The 23,993-nt window shown below is 68.0% G+C and carries 26 protein-coding genes and 1 pseudogene; 19 read left to right on the top strand and 8 right to left on the bottom strand.

Annotated elements, in window-relative coordinates; all coding sequences use genetic code 11:
* Positions 1 to 173 precede the first annotated feature (173 nt).
* Positions 174 to 1,400 carry an ABC transporter permease gene (locus tag ACQKJZ_RS09345; RefSeq protein ID WP_427730896.1) on the top strand — a complete coding sequence of 409 codons (1,227 nt, stop codon included), beginning with the start codon at positions 174 to 176 and terminating at the stop codon, positions 1,398 to 1,400.
* Positions 1,401 to 1,546: 146 nt separating this feature from the next.
* Here the strand turns inward: ACQKJZ_RS09345 and ACQKJZ_RS09340 are convergent, their stop codons facing one another.
* Positions 1,547 to 2,392: a flagellin gene (locus ACQKJZ_RS09340; RefSeq protein WP_312489415.1), complete on the bottom strand. Its 846-nt coding sequence runs from the start codon at positions 2,390 to 2,392 to the stop codon at positions 1,547 to 1,549.
* A gap of 213 nt (positions 2,393 to 2,605) precedes the next feature.
* On the bottom strand, positions 2,606 to 3,472 hold the full coding sequence (locus ACQKJZ_RS09335) for a flagellin (RefSeq protein WP_427730894.1): 867 nt from the start codon (positions 3,470 to 3,472) through the stop codon (positions 2,606 to 2,608).
* A gap of 296 nt (positions 3,473 to 3,768) precedes the next feature.
* Between ACQKJZ_RS09335 and ACQKJZ_RS09330 the strand changes: the two genes are divergently transcribed.
* The 16 genes from ACQKJZ_RS09330 (at position 3,769) to ACQKJZ_RS09255 (ending at position 18,079) form a co-directional block, all read left to right on the top strand.
* Positions 3,769 to 5,052, top strand: coding sequence for a sigma-54 interaction domain-containing protein (locus ACQKJZ_RS09330; RefSeq protein WP_312489417.1), 1,284 nt, complete (start codon positions 3,769 to 3,771; stop codon positions 5,050 to 5,052).
* Positions 5,049 to 5,423: a flagellar hook-basal body complex protein FliE gene (gene fliE / locus ACQKJZ_RS09325; protein WP_183949716.1), complete on the top strand. Its 375-nt coding sequence runs from the start codon at positions 5,049 to 5,051 to the stop codon at positions 5,421 to 5,423. The genes ACQKJZ_RS09330 and fliE overlap by 4 nt, the downstream gene beginning before the upstream one ends.
* Before the next feature lies 1 nt (position 5,424).
* Positions 5,425 to 7,158, top strand: a complete 1,734-nt coding sequence (gene fliF / locus ACQKJZ_RS09320) for a flagellar basal-body MS-ring/collar protein FliF (protein WP_427730892.1) — start codon at positions 5,425 to 5,427, stop codon at positions 7,156 to 7,158.
* Positions 7,155 to 8,174, top strand: coding sequence for a flagellar motor switch protein FliG (gene fliG / locus ACQKJZ_RS09315; protein WP_312489419.1), 1,020 nt, complete (start codon positions 7,155 to 7,157; stop codon positions 8,172 to 8,174). Before fliF ends, fliG begins: the two co-directional genes overlap by 4 nt.
* Positions 8,167 to 8,961 (top strand): FliH/SctL family protein, encoded by a 795-nt coding sequence (locus ACQKJZ_RS09310; RefSeq protein WP_427730890.1) that lies wholly within the window; start codon positions 8,167 to 8,169, stop codon positions 8,959 to 8,961. Before fliG ends, ACQKJZ_RS09310 begins: the two co-directional genes overlap by 8 nt.
* Positions 8,955 to 10,292 carry a FliI/YscN family ATPase gene (locus ACQKJZ_RS09305; protein WP_427730888.1) on the top strand — a complete coding sequence of 446 codons (1,338 nt, stop codon included), beginning with the start codon at positions 8,955 to 8,957 and terminating at the stop codon, positions 10,290 to 10,292. Before ACQKJZ_RS09310 ends, ACQKJZ_RS09305 begins: the two co-directional genes overlap by 7 nt.
* A gap of 21 nt (positions 10,293 to 10,313) precedes the next feature.
* A complete protein-coding gene (locus tag ACQKJZ_RS09300) occupies positions 10,314 to 10,748 on the top strand; it encodes a hypothetical protein (RefSeq protein ID WP_183949706.1) in 435 nt (144 codons plus the stop codon).
* 10 nt (positions 10,749 to 10,758) lie between these two features.
* Positions 10,759 to 12,462 (top strand): flagellar hook-length control protein FliK, encoded by a 1,704-nt coding sequence (locus ACQKJZ_RS09295; protein WP_427730886.1) that lies wholly within the window; start codon positions 10,759 to 10,761, stop codon positions 12,460 to 12,462.
* Positions 12,463 to 12,472: 10 nt separating this feature from the next.
* Positions 12,473 to 13,135, top strand: coding sequence for a flagellar basal body-associated FliL family protein (locus ACQKJZ_RS09290; protein WP_427730884.1), 663 nt, complete (start codon positions 12,473 to 12,475; stop codon positions 13,133 to 13,135).
* Between the two features lie 3 nt (positions 13,136 to 13,138).
* Positions 13,139 to 14,125, top strand: a complete 987-nt coding sequence (locus ACQKJZ_RS09285; protein WP_427730883.1) for a flagellar motor switch protein FliM — start codon at positions 13,139 to 13,141, stop codon at positions 14,123 to 14,125.
* Entirely contained in the window at positions 14,122 to 14,412 is a 291-nt protein-coding gene (fliN, locus tag ACQKJZ_RS09280; protein WP_007406148.1) for a flagellar motor switch protein FliN, read from the top strand. Before ACQKJZ_RS09285 ends, fliN begins: the two co-directional genes overlap by 4 nt.
* A gap of 7 nt (positions 14,413 to 14,419) precedes the next feature.
* The gene (locus ACQKJZ_RS09275) at positions 14,420 to 14,776 is read left to right on the top strand and encodes a flagellar biosynthetic protein FliO (RefSeq protein WP_427730882.1); all 357 of its coding nucleotides are present in this window, start codon (positions 14,420 to 14,422) and stop codon (positions 14,774 to 14,776) included.
* The gene (gene fliP / locus ACQKJZ_RS09270) at positions 14,773 to 15,651 is read left to right on the top strand and encodes a flagellar type III secretion system pore protein FliP (RefSeq protein WP_427730881.1); all 879 of its coding nucleotides are present in this window, start codon (positions 14,773 to 14,775) and stop codon (positions 15,649 to 15,651) included. The genes ACQKJZ_RS09275 and fliP overlap by 4 nt, the downstream gene beginning before the upstream one ends.
* 239 nt (positions 15,652 to 15,890) lie before the next feature.
* On the top strand, positions 15,891 to 16,160 hold the full coding sequence (gene fliQ, locus ACQKJZ_RS09265) for a flagellar biosynthesis protein FliQ (protein WP_312490649.1): 270 nt from the start codon (positions 15,891 to 15,893) through the stop codon (positions 16,158 to 16,160).
* An 18-nt stretch (positions 16,161 to 16,178) separates the two neighbouring features.
* Complete coding sequence (gene fliR / locus ACQKJZ_RS09260) at positions 16,179 to 16,952, top strand: flagellar biosynthetic protein FliR (RefSeq protein ID WP_427730879.1); 774 nt, start codon at positions 16,179 to 16,181, stop codon at positions 16,950 to 16,952.
* Complete coding sequence (locus ACQKJZ_RS09255) at positions 16,952 to 18,079, top strand: EscU/YscU/HrcU family type III secretion system export apparatus switch protein (RefSeq protein WP_312490647.1); 1,128 nt, start codon at positions 16,952 to 16,954, stop codon at positions 18,077 to 18,079. The genes fliR and ACQKJZ_RS09255 overlap by 1 nt, the downstream gene beginning before the upstream one ends.
* Positions 18,080 to 18,144: 65 nt before the next feature.
* On the opposite strand, the gene ACQKJZ_RS09250 is transcribed toward ACQKJZ_RS09255, so the two are convergent.
* The gene (locus tag ACQKJZ_RS09250) at positions 18,145 to 18,339 is read right to left on the bottom strand and encodes a hypothetical protein (RefSeq protein ID WP_427730877.1); all 195 of its coding nucleotides are present in this window, start codon (positions 18,337 to 18,339) and stop codon (positions 18,145 to 18,147) included.
* On the opposite strand from ACQKJZ_RS09250, the gene fliD reads away from it, so the two are divergent.
* Entirely contained in the window at positions 18,326 to 19,666 is a 1,341-nt protein-coding gene (fliD, locus tag ACQKJZ_RS09245) for a flagellar filament capping protein FliD (RefSeq protein WP_427730875.1), read from the top strand. The genes ACQKJZ_RS09250 and fliD overlap by 14 nt on opposite strands.
* 1 nt (position 19,667) lies before the next feature.
* Positions 19,668 to 20,087, top strand: a complete 420-nt coding sequence (locus ACQKJZ_RS09240; RefSeq protein WP_312490643.1) for a flagellar protein FliS — start codon at positions 19,668 to 19,670, stop codon at positions 20,085 to 20,087.
* A gap of 31 nt (positions 20,088 to 20,118) precedes the next feature.
* Here the strand turns inward: ACQKJZ_RS09240 and ACQKJZ_RS09235 are convergent, their stop codons facing one another.
* The 5 genes and pseudogenes from ACQKJZ_RS09235 to ACQKJZ_RS09215 form a co-directional block, all read right to left on the bottom strand.
* The gene (locus ACQKJZ_RS09235; protein ID WP_312490642.1) at positions 20,119 to 21,072 is read right to left on the bottom strand and encodes a zinc transporter ZntB; all 954 of its coding nucleotides are present in this window, start codon (positions 21,070 to 21,072) and stop codon (positions 20,119 to 20,121) included.
* On the bottom strand, positions 21,069 to 21,842 hold the full coding sequence (locus tag ACQKJZ_RS09230) for a precorrin-2 dehydrogenase/sirohydrochlorin ferrochelatase family protein (RefSeq protein WP_427730873.1): 774 nt from the start codon (positions 21,840 to 21,842) through the stop codon (positions 21,069 to 21,071). Before ACQKJZ_RS09230 ends, ACQKJZ_RS09235 begins: the two co-directional genes overlap by 4 nt.
* Before the next feature lie 160 nt (positions 21,843 to 22,002).
* A complete protein-coding gene (gene lysA, locus ACQKJZ_RS09225; protein ID WP_427730871.1) occupies positions 22,003 to 23,265 on the bottom strand; it encodes a diaminopimelate decarboxylase in 1,263 nt (420 codons plus the stop codon).
* Positions 23,265 to 23,501 (bottom strand): hypothetical protein, encoded by a 237-nt coding sequence (locus tag ACQKJZ_RS09220; RefSeq protein WP_427730869.1) that lies wholly within the window; start codon positions 23,499 to 23,501, stop codon positions 23,265 to 23,267. The genes lysA and ACQKJZ_RS09220 overlap by 1 nt, the downstream gene beginning before the upstream one ends.
* Positions 23,498 to 23,993, bottom strand: a pseudogene (locus ACQKJZ_RS09215) (hypothetical protein); the annotation flags it as partial. The pseudogene ACQKJZ_RS09215 and the gene ACQKJZ_RS09220, both read right to left, overlap by 4 nt.

The raw sequence follows: 23,993 nt of genomic DNA, 5'->3' as shown, positions 1-23,993 counted from the left end.
CCAAGCGCGCATCCAAGACCCAGCACATGCTTGAAGTTACCCTCGACATCTTCCTCGCCAGAAAGCGATTGCAGAGTCCAAAGTAAACACTCCCCTGTGCCGGGGAGGGATGGTCGACCTTTCCCGACAGGCTCCCCTTATACTAAGCGCGTCCCCGATGAACGGGGGCGCCGATGCTCGCACGCCATGAACGCCGTCTGATCGCCCGCTATCTTTGGCCGGGCGCGGGTGGGCGGCTGGTCCTGCTGGTCGCGGGTATCGGCTGCTCCGGCGTCATGATCGGCGTCGCCGCGCTCGTCCTCGTCATCGCGGTCATGAACGGCGCGCAGACCAAGCTGGCCGAGAGCGTCGCGCCGGTCGACGGGCATCTCAGCGTCACCGTACCCGCAGGCGCCAGGCTGACCGAGGCGCAGGTCGCCGCCGCGATCGCGAAAATCCCCGGCGTCGTGCGAGCCGAACCGATTCGCGAGATCACCGCCGGGCTGTCGATCGATGGCCGGATCACGCCCGTCATGCTCCAGGGCCGCGATCCCGGGACACTCTATAGACTCGTGCCGACCATGCGTTCGGCGCTGGCGCACAGTCCCGATCCGACAAACGCGGTGGCGATCGGCCAAAATGCCGCGATGCAGCTGGGGCTGTTCCCCGGCGACCGGATCGCGATCGGTCGCGTCCGCGTCGGCACGGACAATGACGTGTCGCTCGATCTAACCCCGGCGCGCGTCGCGGCTTTCTATGCCGACGACGACAAGGGCAGCGACCAAGTGACGCTGTTCGCCCCGCTCGATTCGCTGCCCATCCTGAAAGATGATTCGGTCGTGACCCGCCGGGTCGCGGTGGTGCTGACCGGCGCGGATCGGGAAGCGGCGGTGACGGCCGACATCCGGCGGCGACTGGGCTCGGGCTATCCGATCACCAGCTGGCAACAGGCCAATCGCGCCTTGCTGGCCGCGCTCGTCACCGAAAAGATCGGGATGACGATCGCGGTCGGGCTGGTCACGCTGGTCGCGCTGTTCAACATCCTGTCTTCGATGACCCTGCTCGCACGAGCCAAGCGGCGCGAGATCGCGATCCTGCGCACCATAGGCGTGTCGGCCGGCAGCATCATGCGTATCTTCGCCACCGTCGGGAGCATCATCGCGCTGATCGGCGCGGGCATCGGCCTGACGCTCGCGGCGGCGCTGCTCACCCAGCGCATGGCGATCGTCGCGGGACTGCGCCATCTGTCACCGGCGCGGCGGGCGGAATGGGACGTGTTCCTGTCGTTGCCGATCGGCATTTCGGGCGGCGAGCTGGCGGTCATCGCCCTCAGTGTGATGGCCGGCGCCATCGCCGCCAGCCTGTACCCCGCATGGCGGGCGGGGCGGACATCGCCGGCGATCGTGTTGCGGGCGGATTGATACGCGGCTTTTCCAAACGCGAGTAAACCCCGGCGGCATGACTGCCGCCGGGGTTTGTCCTGCGAACCGGCTCTCGAGAGACTCGTGGCCGGTCGGCCCCGCCACCCGAGTGGGGGCGCGGTGCCGGGGCGCTCAGGAACCGGGTGTTACTGACCGAGCAGCTTGAGCACGCCCTGTTGCGACTGGTTGGCCTGGCTCAACATCGCGGTCGAGGCCTGGCTCAGAATCTGGGCCTTGGCGAGCGCGGTGGTTTCCGCCGAGAAATCGGTGTCCTCGATACGGCTGCGCGCGTCGGTCAGGTTGGTGACGTTCGAGGTCAGGTTGTTGACCGCCGACTGGAGCCGGTTCTGCGTGGCGCCAAGGCCCGCGCGGATATTGGCGACCTTGCCGATGGCGGCGTCGAAGCTCTCCAGCGTCGCACCGGTGGCGATGGTGCTGGGACCGGTGGCCGGATCGACGACGGTGAGCGCGCCGTTGATGGCGGTGTCGGTGGTCATGTCGCTGAAGGTCATCTCGATCGCGTCGCTGGTGTTCGCGCCAGCCTGGATCTTCACCACGCCCGCCGTACCGGCCGAGCCGTCGAGCAGCTTCTGACCGTTGAACTGGGTGTTGAACAGGATGTTCGACACCTGCGACGCCAGCGCGTTCTGCTCGGCGGTGATGTTCAGCTTGTCGTTGGTGGAATAGATGCCGTTGGCCTTCTGCACCGCCAGTTCGCGCATCCGCTGGAGCATGTTGCTCACCTCGTCCAGCGCGCCTTCGGCGGTCTGCGCCATCGAGATGCCGTCGTTGGAATTGCGGATCGCCTGGTTCATGCCGCGCACCTGCGAGGTCATCGAGGCGGCGATGGCGAGGCCGGCGGCGTCGTCCTTCGCGGAGTTGATTCGCTTGCCGGTGGACAGGCGCTGCATCGATACGTTCAGCGCTTCCGAAGCGGCGCCGTTGGCGCTCGATGCGCGTAACGCCGAAATATTACTGGCGATAACCGTCATGGTCGTTCTCCAAAGCCGGAGCTCTCCGCCGCCCCCAAGGCGAAGGTCGAGCTGCCATGACGGGTAACGACCGCCTGGAACCGGACTTTAGAGAAAAGAGTCGAATGGGCACATTTTTTCGGGCGGAGCCCCCCGGCGCCCTATCAAAGAGCACCGGGGGGTCCACCTTCCGCGACCGAGGGGATAACCGCGGTCGGCATTCGCCCAGGGCGATTAGCCGAGGAGCTTCAGCACGCCCTGCTGCGACTGGTTGGCCTGGCTCAGCATCGCGGTCGACGCCTGGCTCAGGATCTGCGCCTTGGCGAGCGCGGTGGTTTCTTCCGAGAAGTCGGTGTCCGCGATGCGGCTCTTCGCTTCGGTCAGATTGGTCATGTTTGAGGTCGCGCTGTTGACGGCCGACTGGAGTCGGTTCTGCACAGCGCCCAGGCCGGCCCGAATCTTCGACACGTCGGCGATGGCGTTGTCATAGTTTGCCAGCGTGTCCGACTTGAGCGGAGTGGTCGCTGCGGCGTCGAAGTCGACAACGGCGCTCAGCTGCGAGCCGGTATCGGCCGCGCCACCCGTGCCGGCCGCATAGGTCGCGGTCAGGTCACGCAGGTTGATGTTGACCGAGTCGTTGGTCGTGGCGCCAGTCTGGATCTTCACCGCCGCGCTTGCGGCCGTCGCGTCGAACAGAGTCTTGCCGTTGAACTTGGTGTTCTGAACGACCGATTTGATCTGCGCGGCGAGCGAGGTCTGCTCGTTGGTGATGTTCGCCTTGTCGTCCGTCGAATAGGTGCCGTTTTCCGACTGGACCTTCAGCTCACGCATACGCTGGAGCATGTTGCTGACTTCGTTCAGCGCGCCTTCCGCGGTCTGCGCCATCGAAATGCCGTCGTTCGAGTTGCGGATGCCCTGCGCCATGCCCTTGATCTGGGCGGTCATCGAGTTGCTAATCGCCAGGCCGGCGGCATCGTCCTTTGCCGAGTTGATGCGGTTGCCGGTCGACAGACGCTGCATCGACACGCTGAGCGCGTTCTGCGCCTGGGTCGAAGCCGAGGTAGCACGCAAAGCACTGACATTGCTGGCAATAACGGTCATTTCAAGTCTCCAAATCTGCTCGGCGATCCGTCTGTGTCCCCTCTGGACCACCGAGCCGCCGAGTGGAGTAACGGCCGCTTTCCGGCAGGTTTTAGCCGGCCTCATGCAAATTTTTGCCGGAGCGCTTGCCGGTATTGCCGGAACGGTCGCGCGCGCGGCCGTGCGTCGCCCGCACACATACGGGCCCGCGGCGAGCGCGCGTCGCGCCCGGAAAAAACTTGCCGGCAAGCTGGCAGGATTAACCACGGCTTTACCAAGGAGACGGCATTAGCGAGTCACGAAAGGACTGAAGCCCGATGTCGTCGATTCACCCCTCCGCTGCGCTGGTTAAGCAGAAATACGCGCTGATCTCCGCGCTGCGTGCGCAGGGTCTCGCGATTGCCGAACCCGGTGCCGCTTTCCTGCCGGGCGACACCGCCCTGGTGACCGAGGGCGATGCGATCGCGCATCCGGCACGCACCGTCATCGTCAATGACGGTCCGGTCCCGTCGCTGACCCCGGCGCAGGGCGGCCGCCCCGCGATCGTCACCTATCCGGCCAGCGAGGCGGGTGTGGGCAACAGCTTCGTCCGCGCGCTCGTCGCCGGGGCGGAGATGCCGACCGCCGCCGACCCGGAAAGCCTGGCGCTCTTCACCTTGGCCGAGCGGGTGGCGCAGGCCGACATCACCGTCCTGATCAACGGCCCCACCGGCACCGGCAAGGAAGTGGTGGCCCGCGCCATCCACGCCCAGTCGCCGCGCGCGGGCAAGCCGTTCGTCGCGATCAACTGCGCCGCTTTGCCGGAATCAATGCTCGAGGCGCTGCTCTTCGGTCACCAGAAGGGTGCGTTCACCGGTGCGGCGCAGGCGGGCGAAGGTTTCTTCCGCGCGGCCGATGGCGGCACGCTGCTCCTCGACGAAATCGCCGAGATGCCGCTCCAGCTTCAGGCCAAGCTGCTGCGCGTCCTTCAGGAGCGCGAGGTGATCCCACTCGGCGCGTCGCTGCCGCAGTCGGTCGATGTCCGCGTCATCGCCTGCGCCAACCGCGACCTGCAGGCCGAAGTCGCCGCCGGCCGGTTCCGCGCCGACTTGTACTACCGCCTGTCGGTCTTCCCGCTGACCACCAAGTCGCTGAACGAGCGTCGCATGGACATCCCCGCGCTCGCCGCGACGATGATCCTGCGCCACGCCGCCAGCCGCACCGTCATGCCCTGGCCCAGCGTCGAGGCGATCGAGAAGCTGGCGATGCACAACTGGCCCGGCAATGTCCGCGAGCTGGAAAACGTGATCCAGCGCGCGCTCTTGTTCGCCGGCGGCGCGACGATCGAGCCCGAGCATATCGTGTTCGACCGCCCGATGGTCGCCAACGACACCGACGAGACCCCGCTGACCGTGACGACCGCGGAAGCCACGCTGGGCAAGGTCGTGCAGATGAGCGAGTTCGCCGCGATCCGCGAGATGCTGGCGGCGTGCGGCGGCAATCGTTTGGAGACCGCCAAGCGCCTGGGCATTTCCGAGCGCACGCTGCGCTATCGCCTCGCCAAGGCGCGCGAGCAGGGCGAAGAGATCATCCGCCCCTCTAGCCGGGCCATGATGGCATGAGCGTCGGCGGTGTCGGCGGCGCGATGAGCGTCGACCGGGTGATGGCGCTGCGCGCCCAGATCCTGGAACGCAATCAGGCGCTCAAGGCGGCAAGCCAGGCCGGTGCCAACCAAGCGGCACAGGCCGCCCAGTCCCAGCCGGTCGCACCCCCGACCAGCTTTGCCGATACGCTCGAGTCCGCGCTGAAGGGCGTGAACGAGGGCCAGCAACAGGCCGCCCGCCTGTCCGAATCCTACGAACGCGGCGAAACCGTCGACATCGCCAAGGTGATGATGGCCCGCCAGCAGGCCTCGGTCGGGTTCGAGGCGACGCTGCAAGTCCGCAACAAACTCCTGTCCGCCTACAAGGACATCATGAGCATGCCGGTGTAAGATGAGCACAGCCCTCACCCCCGCATCCAACACGCCGCCGGCCCTGCCGCCGCTGCCGGAAAAATTCGCCAACCCGCTGCGCCAGATCAAATCGGTGATGGCGCAGCCGGCGGTGCGCCGCTCGGCGCCGATGGCGCTGCTGATCGGCCTGATCGCCGCCGCCGCGCTCGCCTGGATGGCGCTGTCCAGCCCGCCGCAAAAGACGCTGTTCGAAAATCTCTCGGACGCGGACAAGCAGGCGGTCACGACCGCGCTGTCGGCCGCGAACATCAAGAGCAGGATCAACGACGGCACCGGCGCGCTGACCGTGAACGAGGAGGATTACTCCAAGGCGCGGATGCTGCTGGCGGGCCAGGGCCTGCCGAAACAGGCGCCCGGCGGCTATGCGATCCTCGACCAGTTGCCGATGGGCGTCAGCCGCGCGGTCGAGGGCGAACGCCTTCGCCAGGCGCGCGAAAGCGAACTGGCGCGCTCGATCGAGGAGATCGACGCGGTGGCCGAGGCGCGCGTGCACCTCGCCACGCCCGACGCCTCGCCCTTCATCCGCGACAAGGCGTCACCCTCCGCCTCGGTAGTGCTGAAGCTCAATGCCGGGCGCTCGCTGTCGGAATCGCAGGTCCAGTCGATCGTCAATCTCGTCGCCTCGTCGGTGCCGGGCATGAAACCCGAGGACGTGACCGTGGTCGACCAGATGGGCGGTCTTCTCTCCAAGAAGGGGGCCGAGGGCGCGAGCGGCGACGATCGCCGCATCGATTTCCAGCGTCGCCTGGAGGAGAAATACCGCACCCAGCTGATCCAGCTGCTGACCCCACTGGTCGGTGCGGGCAACTTCACCGCCGAGGTGCAGGCCGACGTCAATCTCGACGAGACCAGCGCGACCAGCGAACGCTATGACAAGGACGGCGCGCTGCGCGCCGAAACCGGCAACTGGACCGGCAACCAGAAGGACCCGACCACCCCCGGCGGCATCCCCGGCGCGCTGTCCAACACGCCGCCGCCCGCCAGCACGCTGCAACAGCCACAGGGCGCGAACGGCACGAACGGTGCGCCGCCCGCCGATGGCAAGCCGGTCGCCGGGGGCCCGGGCCTGAACCCCGAAAAGCAGTCCGACAGCTTCCAGCGCGCCTATGACCTGAACAAGCAGGTCTCGGTCACCCGCGCTGCCCCAGGTTCGATCAAGCGGCTGACCGTCGCCGTCCTGCTGCGCGATCCCGCCACCGGCAAACGTAGCCAGATGGAGATCACGCAGATTTCCGACTTGGTGAAGTCGGCGGTCGGCTTCGATCAGCAGCGCAACGACAATGTCACCGTCATCAGCCGCAAGTTCGCCGACGCCAATATCGACGACAGCCGCGCCTGGTACGACAATAGCTGGCTGCCCATCGTGGCGCGCAACGCCACCGCGATCCTCATCGCGCTCCTCGTCCTGCTGCTGGGCGTCCGCCCGCTGGTCAAGGCGATGACGAAGAAGAAGGACGAGGCCGAGACCAAGGCGCTGCCCATGGGCGCCGCCGATGGTGCCGCCGCCGACGAGGAAGGCGCCCCGCGCGTCACCGCCGATGGCCAGCCGGTCCCTGAACAGATCGCGGTTCAGCCCGCCGTCACGCTCGACGAGATCGAGGAGACGAACAATTTCGACGACCGCATCGTCAAGGTGCGCGGTTTCACCCGCGACAACCCGGCGCGCGCCGCGCTCGCCATCCGTGACATGATCCGCTCGGAGGCGCAGTCGTGACCGTCACCGCGTCCGAAGGGGGCCGCGTCTATTCGGGGGTCGAGCGCGCCGCCGTGCTGATGATGCTGGTCGGCGAGGAGGAGGCCTCGGCCATCCTCCAGAAGCTGGAGCCCGATGAGGTCCGCGAACTGGGCAAGGCGATGTATTCGATCGCCGATGTCAGCGAGCAGGATGTCGGCTTCGTGCTCGACGATTTCGTCGGCTGTGCCCGTGCCCGCGCCTCGATCGCGTTCCAGCCCAAGCCGATGGTCGAAAGCCTGATGAACCGCGCGCTCGGCCCCGAACGCGCCGGCAGCGTGCTGTCGCGCATCGTGCCGGCCAAGGCCCAGTGCGAGATCGAGATGCTCGGCTGGCTCGACCCGACCGACATCGCCAAGATCGTCGAGAAGGAACATCCGCAGATCGGCGCGGTCCTGATCGCCAATTGCGACCCCGTGGTCGCCGGCAAGGTGCTGGAGCTGCTGCCCGATGTCATGCAGCCCGACATCCTCCACCGCGTCGCGCGGCTGGGTCCGGTGACCCCGCAGGCGATCGAGACGCTGAACGCGGTGCTGACCCGCTGGAGCGAAGGCGGCAGCAGCGGTCAGGGCGTGGCGCTGGGCGGTTCGCGCGAAGCGGCCAAGATCCTGTCGAGCGCGCGCAAGGCGACCGAACAGCGGGTCATGCCCAAGCTGTTCAAGATCGACCGCGACGTCGCCAAACAGATCGAGGAGGCGCTGTTCATCTTCGAGAACCTGCTCGACATGGACGACAAGAATCTGGGCACGCTCATCCGCAACGTCGATGGCGAGATCCTCACCCGCGCGCTCAAGGGCGCGGACGAGGCGGCGCGCGAACGCTTCCTGGGCTGCATGTCGGCGCGTGCGGCGGCCGGTATCCGCGACGAGATCGAGTCGCGCGGCCCGATGAAGCTGTCCGAGGTGCTGGAGGCGCAGAAGGCGATGATCACCGTCGCGCGCAACCTGGCTAAGGACGGCACGATCATGATGGGCGGAGGCGAGGACGATTATGTCTGATTTCGTCGCTGGTTTCTCCGCGCGCCACGACGCGGCGGCCGCGCTGCAACGCGCGTTCATGCCACCGGGTGGCTTTGCCGCCTCGGGCGTGCCGGGTGTCGGTCTGGGCGGCGATGCCGGTCCGGTGTCGTTTCGCGCCCGCGCGCCGATGGGGGCGACCGCATCGGCCGCCGAGCCGCAGCCGAACGGCCAGCCGCGCCATTTCCATCCCGCCAATCGCGACCATGACCCGACCGAGGGCTGGGACCCGTTCGGCGCGTGCCAGGATTCGCCGGCCGAGGCGATGCACGATCCCATCGGCGCCGCGCACGCCGCCGGCCATGCGGAAGGCTATGCCGAGGGGCTGGCGGTCGCCGCACAGCAATTCCAGGCGCGCGCCGAGGCCGAGGCGCGCGACGGACAGCTGATCGACTCGATCGCCCAGGCGATGTCCTCGCGCGTCGACCGCCAGGCGATGGCCGAGCAGCTGCGCCAGACCGTGCTCGCGCTCGTCGGCAAGCTGGTCGGTGAGATCGGTGTCGACGGCGCCCGGCTGGCTGGCCGGATCGAGGCGGCGATCGACCTGATGGCCGATGCGCAGGAAGCCGCCCTGCTGCGCGTCCACCCGGACGATGTCGCACTGCTCGAAGGTCGCCTGCCGCAGAGCATCTTCCCCGTCGGCGACGCCGCGCTGGAGCGGGGCAGCTTCGTCCTCGAAAGCGCCTCGACCATCGTCGAGGACGGCCCGACCATGTGGCTGGACCAGCTGGCCGCCGCGATCGACAAGGTTCCCGTTCCGCAATGCTGAACCGTTTCACCGCCGACTATCTGGAAACGCTGGCCCAGGCGGATTTCGCCCCGCGCGCCAGCGTCGCCGGGCGGCTCGCCTCCTATGACGGGTTGCTGATGGAAGCGGTCGGCCTCTCGCTGCCGGTCGGCACCGTCTGCGCGATCGGCGACAAGGCGGAGGAGCGCGTCGAGGCCGAGGTGATCGGGTTCCGCAACGGCCGCACGCTGATGATGAATCTGGGCGGCCCCGCCCCCCTGCTCCCGCGCGCGCCGGTGCGCCCGCTCGGCCCTCCGGGCGAGGCGGAAGTGGGCGCGGCGATGCTCGGCCGCGTGGTCGACGGGTCGGGCAAGCCGATCGACGGTCTCGGCCCCATTCGCGGTGCGGGCCGCTGGCCGCTGGCGGGCAAGATGCAGTCGCCGCTGGACCGTGGCCGCGTTCTGGAGCCGCTCGACGTCGGCGTCCGCGCGATCAACGGCCTGCTGACCATCGGCCAGGGCCAGCGCGTCGGCATCATGGCGGGCTCGGGCGTCGGCAAGTCGGTACTGCTGGGCATGATGGTCCGCGCCGCCAAGGCCGATGTCATCGTCATCGGCCTGATCGGCGAGCGCAGCCGCGAGGTCGCCGACTTTCTGGAAACCAAGGTCGCCGGCGAGGCGCGCGCGCGCTCGGTGGTGGTCGCGGTGCCGGCCAACCACTCGCCGGTGTTGCGTATTCGCGGCGCCCTGCGCGCCACCGCCATTGCCGAGGCGTTTCGCGCCGAGGGCAAGAAGGTGCTGCTGATCATGGATTCGCTGACCCGCGTGGCGCATGCGGGCCGCGAGATCGGCCTGGCGCTGGGCGAACCCGCCTCGGCGCGCGGCTATCCGCCCTCGGCCATCGCGATGCTGCCCAATCTGATCGAGCGGGCGGGCGCCGATGCGCACGGCACCGGATCGATCACCGCCATCTACACCGTGCTGGCGGACGGCGACGACGGCAACGACCCGGTCGTCGACTCCGCCCGCTCGATCCTGGACGGTCATATCGTGCTCAACCGCCACCTCGCCGAGCGCGGCGTCTATCCGGCGATCGACATCGGTCCCTCGGTCAGCCGCGTGATGACCGACATCGTCGGCCGTCCGCACGCCCAGGCCGCGCGCACGCTGCGCCGGCATCTGGCGACCTATGAGGAAAATCGTGATCTGGTGCTGATGGGCGCCTATCGCTCGGGCGCCGATCCCGCGATCGATGCCGCCATCGCCTGCCACCCGGCGGTGATGGAATATATCCGGCAGGATGCCGACGAGGTCGTACCGCTCGACCATGCGGTCGAGGAACTGGTCGGCGTCTTCGGCCAGCCCGCCGGCTGATAGCGTTTCAGGGGGACATTCATGGCATCGCGACACGACAAGATGCTGACCCGGCTCCACCGGGTCCGCACCCTGCAACTCAACTTGACGATGGCGGAGGAAGCGCGCGCACAGGAGCGCGTCGCGACCGAGCAGCAATTGTCGCACCGCATCGGCCAGCTGATCCAGGCGGTATCGCCCACCCCGACGCCCTCAGCCTCGGCCGCGTCGCTGATGGCGAGTGCGCATTTCCGCCACCGGCTGATCGAATCGGCCGATGCCGCCACGCGGCGCGTGGAAGTCGCCGAACAGCGCGCCGCCCATGCCGGCGAGCAGACCAAGGCCGCCAAGCGTGACCAGACCGCCGTCGAGAAGCTGATCGACCGCGCGCGCGTCGCCGCGATCCGCGCCGAGATGCGCGCGCTGGAGGATATGCCGGCCAGCGGCGGTCGCCGTAATCGGCACGATCCTTGCTGACAGACCTGTCATGATCTCCTCGCTCTCCTCGATGATCGCGCCCGGCGGCGCTGGTTTCCCCGGATCGCCGGCGGCGGCCGGCGGTGGCGATGCGATGACATCCGCGTTCGCGATGCTTTTCGCGCTGATGCCCGGCATGGCCGGCGAGGCGGCCCCCGCGCCGGGCGACGCCAAGACGAAGGGCGATGGCGAGGCGTCGAAGGACGGCAGCACGGCAGAGGACGACGGCAAGGACTTGCCGAGCGACATCATCGCCTTGCCGTCGATGCCGCCCCTGATGAACCCGCCCCCCGAGGCGACCGCGACGCTGCGCGCCGGCACCGACTCGCCGGCGCCGATCGCCAGCCTGCTCGCCGCGATGCCCGACCTGCCGCCGATGAGCGAGGACGGGCCGCATATCCGCGGCACATCGGCCGGCAAGCCCATGGCCACACCTGCGACTGCAAGCCCGCCGCAGGCGGACGTCGGCGCCACCGGGACTGCCGTCACGCCACGCCTCACTATGCCAGCCGCCACGCCGCTGGACACCACGCCCACACACCCGGGCGCATCGCTTGCGCCGCTCCCACTGCCGCTGCCAGACACGGGTAACGCGACCATGCCGGTCGTGCAGAGCGAAGCGACCGTCTCTCCCCGCCCGGCCGCCCCGCTATCGCAGCCTGCTGGCACACGCCCCAGCATGGCGCTGCCGGCCGGCATGGAGCCCGTCGACCCGACACCGGTCGATCCAGCGATCCCGTCGACGCCACCGCCGGCCAATCAACACCTGGCCGCCGCCGTCGAGGTGCCCCGAACGCTCGAAGGCATCGGCAATTCCACGTCGGACAAGGCCGCCCGGCAGGATGTGACCATCCCCCATCCACGCGTCACCTCTGATCCAAGGGGGAGCGCCGGGACGGCGGATGTCGCGCCGACATTGGCCGGCGGAAACCCTGCGAGGGCGGCCATACAAGGGCCCCCGGTTCCGGCCATCGTGCCGGACCAGTCCCTGTCGCCCGACCAGCCCGTGCAGAGGGTTCCGAGGCGCGGCGATCTGCCGGGCCGGTTCAGCGTTGCCGCGACGCCGGCCACGACCCCGCTTCCCGTCACCGTACCCGCGCCAGCCATCCAGCCGGGGCAGGCCGCGCCGGCGATGCGGGTGTTCGCCGGCCTGATGCGCGCCGGGCGGCCGGACGAGGTCGATCCCGTGCGGGAGCGCGCGAAGGCCACCGGCCCCGCGACACTCGATCCCGCCGCGTTGGGCCGTACCGAGTCGCTGGCGCCCGTCGCCGCACCCGGCAGCGCCGACCAGCCCCCCCTCGACATGACCCAGCATCATTGGCCGCAGGCGATGATCGATCGAATCGACCGGATGCGCGAGGATGCCGCCACCGCCGATTCGCGCATCCAGCTGTCGCCCGATGCGCTGGGCGGCATCGCCGTCGCGATCCGGCGCGAGGATGGCGTGACGCATATCCACTTCACCGCCGAACAGGCTCAGACAGCGACCCTGCTCGCCGATGCCCAGCCGACGCTGGCACAGCTGGCCGAGGACAAGGGCATGAAGCTGGGCCAGACGGCGGTCGATCTGGGCCAGTCCGGCCATGGCGAGCGTCAGTCGCCACAGCGACAGCCCGACCCCGTCATTCCCGCCCGCCCCGCCTTTGCGGGCGCGGGCCCCAGCGGCGAGGCCGGCGATTCGCCGACCGCCGCCACTACCACCCGAATCGCGTGAGGATTGAGACATGAGCGACGAAAAGGACGAAAAGGCCCCGAAGAAGAAGGGCAAGCTAGGCAAGATCCTGGTGATGGTGGTGGGCGTGCTCGTCCTGCTGGGCGGGGGCGTCGGCGCCGGCCTCTATGCCGCCAGTTCCGGCCTGATCGGCGGCGGCCATGATGCCGAAGCGGCGGCCGATGCCAGCCACCCCGGCCCCAAGCTGGTGCCCAAGTCCGAACAGAAGCGCGCCGGTGAAGGCGGTGGCGAAGGCGAGCATGGCGGCGGCGGCGAGGGCGGCGAACACGGCGCAGAGGGCGGCGAGGCCAAGGAGCATGTGGGCATGCCGACGCCGGTCGGCGATGGCGGCGAACGCTATGCCTCCAACTATTACGAGATGCCCAAGGACTTCACCTCGAACCTGCGCGACTCGGTGCACGTCATCCAGGTCGGCCTGGCCATCTCCACCCCCTATGACGACACGGTCATCAGCAACCTGAAGACCAACGACCTGGCGGTGCGCTCGGCGATCCTGATGACGCTGGGCGATGCCAATGAGGAACAGGTGTTCAGCAGCGAGGGCAAGCGCGACCTGCAACGCAAGCTGGTGAATTCGATCAACGAGATTCTGCGTCAAAAGGAAGGATTCGGGGGTATCGCTAACGTCTACTTTACCAATTTCGTTGTTCAGTGAGGCATGGTTAACGCCACCGCACAGATGGACGAACGCGAGCGTCATCGCCCCCAGGCCGCCGATCACGGCGTGCTGGGGACGACCAAGCTCAATCCGTTCGGCGACCTGCACACGATGCAGCATCTGTCCGCGCGTCTCGCGCGGTCGTTTCGGGGGCTGTTCGAATCGCTTCTTCGTGAGGAACTGCGCTGCTGGGCCGAGCCGCTGGTGGTCCAGCGCTTCGCCGATTACCGGGCCGAGCGCGGCGATGGCCTGAGCGCGTGGCTGCCGATGACGATGACGTCGGTCGGCGGCCCGGCGATCCAGGCGGACGCGCAGGCGCTGTGCGTGGTCGAGGGCGGCTTCATGCTGTCGCTGATCGACCTGTTCTTCGGCGGGGCCGGCCGCGCGCCCGATACGCTGCCCACCGAATTCTCGCCCGCCGTCGATGCCATGATCACCCGCCTGGGCGACATGATGGCCGCCCCGATGCGCCAGGCCTGGGAATCGCTGGCCCGGATCGAGTTTCACCCCGGCGCGCCCGAAAGCTCACCCGCGATGCTCGCCCGGATGGACGGCGAGGACGCGATGATCGTCACCCGCTTCGGCATCGCCGGGCAGGATCGCCGGCCGACCATGCTCGACATCCTCTATCCGGTCGCCGCGCTGAAGCCGCACGGCTCGGCGCTGACCGGCAAGGTCGTCGACAAGCAGGCCGAGGCCGATCCTACCTGGCGCGGCGACCTGACCCGCGCGGTGATGACGGTGCGTTTCCCCGTCCGCTCGGTGCTGGCCGAACCGGTCGTCTCGCTCAACCGCCTGATGGAGCTGAAGATCGGTGACGTGATCCCGATCAGCTTCGGGCCGGAAGTGCCGGTAATGGTGGGCGGCGATCTGCTCGGCATGGGTACGGTCGGCACCGCCAATGGCCGCGCCGCCGTCCAGCTCACCTCGCTTGCCCGCTCGGCCGAAGGCCTGGCGCAGACTTTCCACGAAGGACACGCAGAATGAACGACATGGCCGGCGGATTTCCGGTCGACACCTCGGTCGCGGCCAATTTCCGGCTGCTCCAGGACGTCGACGTCAAGCTGACCGTCGAGATCGGCTCGACCCAGCTGTCGCTGCGCGAATTGCTGGCGCTGTCCGAATCGAGCGTCATCGAACTCGATCGCCAGGCCAACGAACTGCTCGACGTGCTGGTCAACGGCACGCTGATCGGGCGTGGCGAGGTGGTGACGGTCGGCGACCGCTTCGGCGTGCGCATGACCGAGCTGGTCAATCCCGACAAGCGCGGCTGATATCCCGATGCTCTGGTCCTATGTCCTGAAGCTGGTCATCCTGCTGCCGCTGGTGTGCGGCCTGATGATCGGGTGCCTGTATCTGTGGCGGCGGCTGGAGAGCCGGATGCCGGGTCGCCCCGCGACCAAGCTGATCCATCTGCGCGAGACGATGATGATCTCGCCCGGCCTGCGCCTGGCGGTCATCGAGTTCGAGGGGCGCAACCTGCTCGTCTCGGTCGGGCGCGGCGGCGTCCAACTGGTCGACAAGGTCGAGGGCAAGGCCGGCGCGCCCTTCCCCGCCGCACCGGTTCCGCCGGTGCCCCCACGCCGCACCGATTTCGTGTCGCGCTTCGCGCCCAAGCCGCCCCAGGGTGAGTTGTGAGCATTTCCGTGACCCGCCGGGGCACCGGCCCCGCGCTGATCCGCCCGCGCCAGGACGTCGCGCCCAAGCGTAGCCTGAAGCCGCTGTGGATCCTCCTCGCGCTGCTGCTCGCCCTCGTCATCGCGATGCCCGCCTTCGCCCAAGCCGTGCCCGCCGCCCCGGCGGCCGCGCCGGCCCCCGGTGTCGGCGACGCGGTCGACCGCGCGATCGGCCAGCTGGGCGGCGGCGGCAATGGCAGCACCGGCTCGCTGAGCCTGTCGCTCCAGGTCCTGATCATCATGGGCCTGCTGACGATCCTGCCGGGTATCATCCTGATGATGACCAGCTTCACCCGGATCGTCATCGTGCTCGCCATCCTGCGCCAGGCGCTGGGCCTGCAGCAAACGCCGCCCAACCAGGTGCTGATCGGGCTGGCGATGTTCCTGTCCTTCTTCATCATGTCGCCGACGATCAGCCAGATGAACGCGAACGCGATCCAGCCCTATGCCGAGGGTCGCCTGCCGGGCACCGAGATGATCAAGGCCGCCGGCGCGCCGCTCCACGCCTTCATGGCCAAGCAGACGCGGGTGAAGGACGTGACGATGTTCGCGCAGATGGCCAAGTCCGGCCCCTACGCCAGCCCCAACGACATTCCCTATTCGGTGCTGCTGCCCGCCTTCGTCACCTCGGAGCTGAAGACCGCGTTCCAGATCGGCTTCCTGATCTTCCTGCCCTTCATCGTCATCGATCTGGTGGTCGCCACCGTGCTGATGGCGCTGGGCATGATGATGCTGTCGCCCTCAATCATATCGCTGCCGTTCAAGCTGCTGCTGTTCGTGCTGGTCGACGGCTGGGCGCTGACCATGGGCAGCCTGGCGAACAGTTTCGCGACGTAATGCCTATGGGCTTCGACTTCGCTCAGCCTGAACGGCTGTAGGGAGAGGCCCATTGCAAGCCTGAGCAGCCCCAGCGGCGGGGGAAGCAGGTCTTCGTTAACCATTCTCACGGCATAATCCGTTCGGCCTGAGCCCTTCGGCTGGCTGGCAAGCCAGCCGCTCAGGATAAACTTCGGCGCTTTGCGCCGAAGTCGAAGGCCACGGGAAAACCTCACCCAGATGGGACCAAAGACCGCATCATGGACGCCCAATATTTCCTGACGCTGGCCAACCAGACCATGTGGGTGCTGGCGCTCGCCGCCGCGCCGATCCTGCTGCCCGTGCTGGTCTCCGGTCTGGTGATCGGCATGATCCAGGCCGCGACCTCGATCAACGAACAGACCCTGTCATTCGTGCCCAAGCTGATCGTCGTCGCCGTCTCGATCCTGATCTTCGGCAGCATGATCATGGGGCTGCTGGGCGACTTCACCGTCAGCATGTTCGAACGCATCCCGGATCTGGTCAAGTGAAGGTCCGGGCTCAATAGCATGCTCGGCTTCGGCCTCTCGATCGAGCCGCAGGCCTGGGCGATCCTGTTCATCATGATCAGGATCGGGGCGGCGTTCATCACCGCGCCGGTGTTTGGCGCGGTGTCGATCCCCCTGCCCGTGCGGATCAGCCTGGCCGGCGCCATCGCCTTTCTGGTCAATTCGGTCCATCCGGTCGTGCCGCCGCCCGTCATCTTCTCGCTGCCCACCATCATGTCGGTCGCGGCCGAGGCGATCGTCGGGCTCGCGCTCGGGCTGATCCTGCAGGTCGCCTTCACCGCGCCGCTCGTCGCCAGCGAGCTGATCGGCGGGTCGATGGGGATCAACTTCGCGGCCACGATCGATCCGCTCAACGGCCGCTCGACCCAGGCGCTGGGCCAGTTCTTGACGGTCATGCTGACGCTGTTGTTCCTGTCGGTCGACGGACACCTCGTCCTCGTCGACATGATCGTCAAAAGCTACGACGCGCTGCCGCCGGGGCAAGCCTGGATGGCGCCGGCGCAGTTCCGCGCGATCGCGCTGTTCGGCGGCTACGCCTTTCTCGCCGGTCTGCTGCTGGCGTTGCCGGTCGGCTTCCTGCTGCTCTGCCTGAACCTGGTCGTCGGCATGATGAGTCGCGCCGCGCCCGCGCTCAACCTGTTCTCGGTGGGCCTTCCCGCCGCGCTCGGCGTCGGCGTCATCGCCATCGCCGTCGCCTTCCCCGCCATGGGCGACTATATGCTCGTCATCATCCGCGAGGCGCTGTCCGCCACCGAAACCCTGGTGATGGGCTGATGTCGGAGGGCGGCGAGAAAACAGAAGCCCCAACCCAAAAGCGCCGCGACAAGGCGCGCGAGGACGGGCAGATCCTGCGCAGCAAGGATCTGGCGGCGGCGCTGGTGATGATGGCGGGTATCGCCTGGCTGATGTTCGCGGGCCCCGCGCTGATCGGCGCGTGCAAGGCGGTGATGACGACGAGCTTCCAGTTCGGGCGTGCCGATGTCGAGGATTTCGAGCCGTTCCGCCCGCTCATGGAGGCGGGGTGGAAACTGCTCCCCTCGCTCGCCTCGCTGTTTGCGGTCACCATCGTCGCCACCATCGCGTCGCAGGCGGGCCTCGGCTCGCTTCAGTTCAATCCCAAGGCGATGGCGCCCAAGCCGTCCAAGCTGAACCCCGCCTCGGGACTGAAACGCATCTTCGGGATGCAGGGCTGGACCGAACTCGGCAAGTCGCTGCTGAAGGTCGTGCTGCTCGGCGCGATCGGCGGCTATATGCTGTGGACCTCGTCGCACGCCACGCTGGGGCTGGCGCAATCGGATCTGAACGGCGCGATCGGGGCGCTGGGCGGCACCTTCATCACCATCCTGCTCGTCATGGGCTTCGGCCTGGTGCTGATCGCCGGGTTCGACGTGCCGATCCAGATCTTCCAGCTGATGTCCAAGCTCAAGATGACCAAGCAGGAGGTCAAGGACGAGCATAAGGAAAGCGAAGGCAATCCCGAGGCCAAGGCGCATATCCGCGCCAAGCAGCGCGAGATGTCGCACCGCGCGGTGCGCGCGGCGGTGCAGGAGGCGCATGTCATCCTGACCAACCCGACCCATTTCGCGGTCGCGCTACGCTATGATCGCGGCAAGGACGAGGTGCCGGTGGTCGTCGCCAAGGGTCGCGGCGCCACCGCGCTGGCCATTCGCGAGCTGGCCGGCGAGTTCGCGACACCGATCCTGGAATATCCGCAGCTCGCCCGTGCGCTCTATTACACCAGCCGCGAAGGCCAGGAGGTGCGCGCCGACCTGTATCAGGCGATCGCCGTCGTCCTCGCCTTCGTCTTCGGCCTCAATGCAGGTGCGGGCGGCACGGCGCAGCCGCCGGTCGAGGTGCCGACGACCGCGCGCTTCGACGAAAACGGCGTCGCGCAGCCATGACGGCACGCTTCTTTGCCCCGGGCGCTAATTTGCCCCGGGCGCTAAAGTCCGCCGCCGCGCGGCCGTTATGACGTTCGAGCGCGCGCCGGAGTATCGTCGATGACCACCATTTCCTCGAGCACATCGTCACCGACGCCGACATCGACCAGCAGCACCGCGTCGTCGTCGAAACCGGGCAGCGCGACGCAGAACGCGACCAAGACCGCCGCCCAGTCGCTGTTCAACTCGTTGCAGGCGGGTTCGGGCGTGGATCTGTCCACCCTCGTCCCCTCGCTGATCGAAGCGCAGTTCGCGACCAAGACCGCCGCGCTGCAGGCCAGGGCGGACACGCTGACCGCGCAGATCTCGACCGTGTCGTCGATCAAGAGCGCGATCACCGATTTCGCCTCCGCGCTCGCCTCGCTGGCGCAAGGGGGGACGCTCGCCACCCAGGCGACCAGTTCCGACCCCGCGACCATGAGCGTGACGACGGCGGCGGGGGCCAAGCTGGCGGGCATGTCCAAGTCGATCACCATCAACGCGCTGGCGAGCGCGCAGGTCTCCTCGACCAAGACGTCCTTTTCCAAGACCGCCTCGCTGGGCACGGGCAGCCTGTCGATCCAAGTCGGGACCAAGGATGCCGTATCGGTGTCCTTCACCGAAGAGGATTCCACGCCCGAACGGCTCGCCGCCAAGATCAACGCGGCCAATACCGGGATCAAGGCGTCGGTCGTCACCGATGCCAATGGCGATGCCTTCCTGTCCTTCACCGGCGCCAGCGGCAAGGATAACGGCTTCACCATCACCGCGTCGGAGGGCGATACGCCGGGGCTGGCGCGGCTGAACGTCGGCAACGGCGCGACCGGCACCGCCACCTCGACCAATGCGGCCAATGCCAGCATCACGATGGACGGCGTCACGGTCGAACGCGCGAGCAATACGGTCAACGATCTGGTGCCCGGCGTGACCATGACGCTGTCCGCCGTATCGACCAAGCCGCTGTCGCTGACCGGCTCGGCGCCCAGTTCCGCACTCAGCACCGTCGTCGCGAATTTCGTCGCCACCTATAACGACAACATGACCGCGCTGAACAAGGCGATCGACCCGATGACGGGCGAATTGCGCAGCGATCCGGCGGCGCGTTCGCTGGCCCAGTCGATGCGCACGCTGACCACCACCAAGCTGGTGCCGGGCGACGATCTCGATCTGGGGCCCAAGACGCTGGCCGATCTGGGCGTGCGCACCGAAAAGGACGGAACGCTCAGTATCGATCAGGTGCGGTTGACCAAGACGCTGTCCGACTTTCCCGACTCGGTCGAAAAGATGTTCCAGCCCAGTGGCGACAATCTGATCGGCCTGTCGGCGCGGATGAACAGCGTCCAGCTGTCGGCGACCAGCAGCGTGTACGGTCTGACCGCGTCGGCCAGCAATCTGAACCAGGCGCAAAAGGACGTGTCCGACCAGCAGAGCCGCCTGTCGGACAATCGCAACCGGGCCAGCGAAGCGATGACGGCGCGCTTCTCGGCGATGAACAGCCGCGTCTCGGCCTATAAATCGGTGCAGAACTTCATGGATCAACAGGTCAAGATGTGGACGAAGAGCAACTGAGATGAGCTACGCCTCCGCCTTCCTGACCGATCCCGCCGCCGTCTATCGCCAGATCGACGTGGTCGGCCGCACCGCGATGGCCGATGGCCCCGCGCTGGTGCAGCTGCTCTACGAGGAACTGATCGCCGCATTGCGCTCCGCCGCCTGGGCGACCGAACATGGCCAGCTCGCCCGCAAGAGCGAGCGGGTGACGCGCGCCACCGCCATTCTGTTCGCGCTGGAAGCCGGGCTCGACTTCGACAATGGCGGCGAAATGTCGATCACCTTCGCCAAGCTCTATGCCGGCGCGCGCAAGCAGATCGTCGACGGCTCGCTGGGCCAGGACGCGCAGCTGTTCCGCACGGTGGCCGCCAACATGCTCGAAATCGCCGAGGCGTGGGAAACCGTGCGCAAGATGAACGCCGCCAACGCGAAGAACTGAACTCCGGCGCGGCGCCGGCGCGGCGTATCCGTTATCGCCGGAACCAGTGCCGCTGGACGAAATAGATGACGATCGCCGCCGCGATCAGCGCGCAGGCGCCCAGGATCGCGTCGAACGCCCAGGGCTCGTCGGCATAGGGCAGCGTCTTGACGTTCATGCCGTACAGCCCGGTGATGAAGGTCAGCGGCAGGAACACCATCGCCACGATCGAGATCAGGAGCGCGCGATTGTCGATCTGCTCGGCGCGCATGTCGGTCAGCGTTTCGTGGATCAGCGCGGCGCGTTCGCGGATCGACTCCAGTTCCTCGGCCATGCGTGCGGCGCGGTCGGCGGCGGCGGACAGATGCAGCCGGTCGTCATCGGCCAGCCAGTCCCCGGGCAGCGCCGCCAGCTTTTCCAGTGCCGCACGCTGCGGATTGAGGAAGCGGCGATAACCGATCGCGGCGACGCGCACCCGGCTGACCGTGCGGCGCAGTTGGAACACGCGGTGTTCGTCCAGCTGCTCCTCGCAATCGTCCAGATTGTCGCCCAGCCCCGCGACGTCGGGGTCGAGATCGCTGGTGATCGCGGTAGCGAAGGCGGTGATCAGGTCGCCGGGATCGGCGATCACGTCGCCCTCCACCTCCTTGCGGACCACGTCGACCGCCAGCAACGGGCGGCGCGTGACCGAATAGATGCGGCCCTTGGCCGCCCATATCCGCACCGAGGCGAGCATGTCGGACCCGTCGAGCGGCTCGCTGCTGCGCCCGCGCAGGTTGAGGAACGCCCCCTCGCCCACCGCCTCGCAGCGTGGCCGGGTCTCGGTGGCGGTCAGCGCGTCGACGACATAGTCGGGCAGATGCGCCGAGTCGCGCAGCCAGCGCTGCGCCACGGCATCGTTGGTCTCCAGATGCACCCAGACCAGCCGCGCCTCGACCGACACGGCCTCACGCACCCCGATCGGTTCGACCTGGCCCTTGTCGATGCGATAGGCGAAACCGGTCATGCGGGGTCCGCCATCGACAGGTCGACCACCTGCCCCTCGCCGGCGTCGGCGAACGGCGCATCGGTGGCGATGCGCACCGCATCGGCGCGCGCGCGATCGAGAATGGCGGGGGGCACGTCGGCGCGGTGATAGACGCGGTCGGCGGCGGCGAGCGCCCGCGCCTGGCGCAGCGTCAGGTCGTCGGGATCGGTGGAGGTCAGCACGAACGCCTCGACCCGCGCCGCCGGGCGATCGGCACTGGCGAGCCAGCCCTCGACATCGGTCCCGCCCGCCAGCGGATCGAGCGCGCCGCCGGGGGACAGCGCCGCGCCGATCGCCCGCCGTCGCTCGGCGCAATCGGGAAAGCGCGCGCGCAAGCCGGCGCGCGCGGCATACAGCCCCTCGGCCAGCCGCCCCAGTCCGGCAGGAAGCAACGTCTCCAGTCGCTGACGCAATGCCGCCGCCAGCCCCGCCGACACGCCGCCGGTGCCGATCGCGACGATCACCGGCCCACGCTCGACGATGGCGGGCAAGGTGAAGTCACACGCCGCCGGCCGGTCGACCGCGTTGACCAGCACGCCGCGCGCCTTCAGCCGGGCGATGGCGGCTTGCGCGGCGTCCTCATCCTCGATCGCGACGATGGCGAGCGCGGCCGGCACCTCCTCGCCCACCACCTGCGCCCCGGCCCGGTCGAGCAGGCGACGCTTAGCCTCGGCGGGTTCGCCCTCGCCCAGCAGGATCACCGGGCGACCGCCCAGCCGGACGAACAGCGGCAGGCTGGCGAGGCTCACGTCACTATTCCTCCCCTGTAAGGGGAGGGGAACCAGCGAAGCTGGTGGAGGGGTGTCACCGCTGGAGATGGAATACTCCCTCGCGACGGGTGACACCCCTCCGTCAGGCCTGCGGCCTGCCACCTCCCCTCACAGGGGAGGAAGGCCGCAGAACCTGACATCACTTCTTCAGCCACTCCGGCACGCGCTCGGCGGCGATGATCGTCTCGGCGGCGATGCGGTCGGCGACGACGGCGAAGCGGTCGCCCTCGACCATCACCTCGGGGACCAGCGGACGGCTGTTATAGGTCGACGCCATGGTCGCGCCGTACGCGCCCGCCGTGCGGAACACGGCGAGGTCGCCCGACTTCACCACGTCGATCTCGCGGTTCATCGCGAAGGTGTCGCCCGTCTCGCACACCGGCCCCGCGATATTCGCCATCATCGTCTCGCCGGTCGGCTTCACCGCGACGAAATCGTGATGCGCGTCATACAGCGCGGGCCGCATCAGGTCGTTCATCGCCGCATCGACGATGACATAAGGGTTGGCGACACCCGGCTTCACCCAGACGACCTCGGTGGCGAGTACCCCGGCATTGCCCGCGATGACCCGGCCGGGCTCGAACATCAGTTCGACGTCCCAGTCCTTCGTCACGTGCGCCACCATCTCGCCATAGGCGGCGGGCGCGGGCATCACGTCGCCTGGCTTGTACGGCACGCCCAGGCCACCGCCCAGATCGACGCGGCTAATGCGATGGCCCGCCCCGCGCAGCTCGGCAACCAGCTCGCCGACGCGCCTGTAGGCGGCCTCCAGCGGGGCCAGATCGCCCAGCTGGCTGCCGATATGGCAAGCGACGCCCTCCAGGTCGATGCCGGGCAGGCCGGCTAGACGGTCGAACATGCCCAGCGCCTGGTCGATCGGCACGCCGAACTTGTTTTCCTTGCGACCGGTCGAGATCTTGGCGTGGGTGCCCGCATCGACGTCCGGGTTCACGCGCAGCGTGGCGGGTGCGACCAGGCCACGTTCATGCGCCAGCTCGGCAAGGACCGCGCCCTCTTCCTCCAGCTCCAGGTTGAACTGGCCGATCCCGGCCTCGAGCGCGGCGACCAGCTCGGCACGAGTCTTGCCGACGCCGGAGAACACGATGTCCTCCGCCTTCATCCCCGCCGCCAGCGCGCGGCGCATCTCGCCGACCGAGACGACGTCGGCGCCGTACCCTTCGTCCGCCAGCACGCGCAGCACCGCGATATTGGGGTTCGCCTTGATCGCATAGGCCAGGTGGACACGCGGCAGCGCGCCCAGCCCCTCGCGGAACACCTGCGCATGACGGCGGAAGGTGGACGCGGAATAGATATAGACCGGCGTGCCGACCTCCGCCGCGATCCGGGACACGGGCACATCCTCCACATGGAGTTCGCCGTTCGAGAAATGAAAATGGTCCATCAGCGGGGGGGCAAATCAAATTCGTCCGAACGCCGTTCCTGCGACTGGGTCATCAGTTCGTCGGAGCGTTGCGGGCGTTGTTGGGGGGTGGGCGTCAGCAATTGCCTCGGCGTCGGGGTGGCGGTCGCACCGCGCGGCGCGACGGGTAGCGCCTCGCCCTTCGGCGGCTGCAGCCGGTTGGCCGCACCGCACGCCGACAGGCCGAGCGCGATCAGGAGGACAAGGCCACGCTTCACGGCCGCAGCCCCCGCGCGGTGGCGATGGCGGCGCGGACATTGGCGGGCGCGGTGCCGCCGAAGCTGACCCGGCTGGCAACAGAGGCATCGACCGACAGGACATCATAGATGCTATCGTTGATGCGCGCGTCGATGCCGGTCAGATCGTCCAGGCTCAGTTCGTGCAGCATCACGCCCTTCTCCTCGGCGCGCTTCACCGCGCGGCCGGTGATGTGATGCGCCTCGCGGAAGGGGATGCCGCCGACGCGCACCAGCCAGTCGGCCAGATCGGTCGCGGTCGAGAAGCCCGCTTCCGCCACGGCGCGCATCCGCTCCGTGCGGAAGGTCGCGCTCTGGATCATGCCGGTCATCGCCGCGATCGACAGCGCCAGGAGGTCGTGCGCCTCGAACACCGGCGGCTTGTCGTCCTGCATGTCCTTCGAATAGGCGAAAAAAAAAAAAAAAAAAAAAAAAAAAAAAAAAAAAAAAAAAAAAAAAAAAGCAGCGGGGGGG

It is taken from the genome of Sphingomonas sp. NPDC019816 (genome assembly GCF_050274375.1).
Lineage (GTDB): Bacteria > Pseudomonadota > Alphaproteobacteria > Sphingomonadales > Sphingomonadaceae > Sphingomonas.
This window is presented reverse-complemented; position numbering and strand designations above follow the sequence as displayed.

Coding starts and splice junctions, on each gene's coding strand:
- ACQKJZ_RS09345 (WP_427730896.1), top strand. CDS start 174: ATGCTCGCACGCCATGAACGCCGTCTGATCGCCCGCTATCTTTGGCCG.
- ACQKJZ_RS09340 (WP_312489415.1), bottom strand. CDS start 2,392: ATGACGGTTATCGCCAGTAATATTTCGGCGTTACGCGCATCGAGCGCC.
- ACQKJZ_RS09335 (WP_427730894.1), bottom strand. CDS start 3,472: ATGACCGTTATTGCCAGCAATGTCAGTGCTTTGCGTGCTACCTCGGCT.
- ACQKJZ_RS09330 (WP_312489417.1), top strand. CDS start 3,769: ATGTCGTCGATTCACCCCTCCGCTGCGCTGGTTAAGCAGAAATACGCG.
- fliE (WP_183949716.1), top strand. CDS start 5,049: ATGAGCGTCGGCGGTGTCGGCGGCGCGATGAGCGTCGACCGGGTGATG.
- fliF (WP_427730892.1), top strand. CDS start 5,425: ATGAGCACAGCCCTCACCCCCGCATCCAACACGCCGCCGGCCCTGCCG.
- ACQKJZ_RS09310 (WP_427730890.1), top strand. CDS start 8,167: ATGTCTGATTTCGTCGCTGGTTTCTCCGCGCGCCACGACGCGGCGGCC.
- ACQKJZ_RS09305 (WP_427730888.1), top strand. CDS start 8,955: ATGCTGAACCGTTTCACCGCCGACTATCTGGAAACGCTGGCCCAGGCG.
- ACQKJZ_RS09300 (WP_183949706.1), top strand. CDS start 10,314: ATGGCATCGCGACACGACAAGATGCTGACCCGGCTCCACCGGGTCCGC.
- ACQKJZ_RS09295 (WP_427730886.1), top strand. CDS start 10,759: ATGATCTCCTCGCTCTCCTCGATGATCGCGCCCGGCGGCGCTGGTTTC.
- ACQKJZ_RS09290 (WP_427730884.1), top strand. CDS start 12,473: ATGAGCGACGAAAAGGACGAAAAGGCCCCGAAGAAGAAGGGCAAGCTA.
- ACQKJZ_RS09285 (WP_427730883.1), top strand. CDS start 13,139: ATGGTTAACGCCACCGCACAGATGGACGAACGCGAGCGTCATCGCCCC.
- fliN (WP_007406148.1), top strand. CDS start 14,122: ATGAACGACATGGCCGGCGGATTTCCGGTCGACACCTCGGTCGCGGCC.
- ACQKJZ_RS09275 (WP_427730882.1), top strand. CDS start 14,420: ATGCTCTGGTCCTATGTCCTGAAGCTGGTCATCCTGCTGCCGCTGGTG.
- fliQ (WP_312490649.1), top strand. CDS start 15,891: ATGGACGCCCAATATTTCCTGACGCTGGCCAACCAGACCATGTGGGTG.
- fliR (WP_427730879.1), top strand. CDS start 16,179: ATGCTCGGCTTCGGCCTCTCGATCGAGCCGCAGGCCTGGGCGATCCTG.
- ACQKJZ_RS09255 (WP_312490647.1), top strand. CDS start 16,952: ATGTCGGAGGGCGGCGAGAAAACAGAAGCCCCAACCCAAAAGCGCCGC.
- ACQKJZ_RS09240 (WP_312490643.1), top strand. CDS start 19,668: ATGAGCTACGCCTCCGCCTTCCTGACCGATCCCGCCGCCGTCTATCGC.
- ACQKJZ_RS09235 (WP_312490642.1), bottom strand. CDS start 21,072: ATGACCGGTTTCGCCTATCGCATCGACAAGGGCCAGGTCGAACCGATC.
- lysA (WP_427730871.1), bottom strand. CDS start 23,265: ATGGACCATTTTCATTTCTCGAACGGCGAACTCCATGTGGAGGATGTG.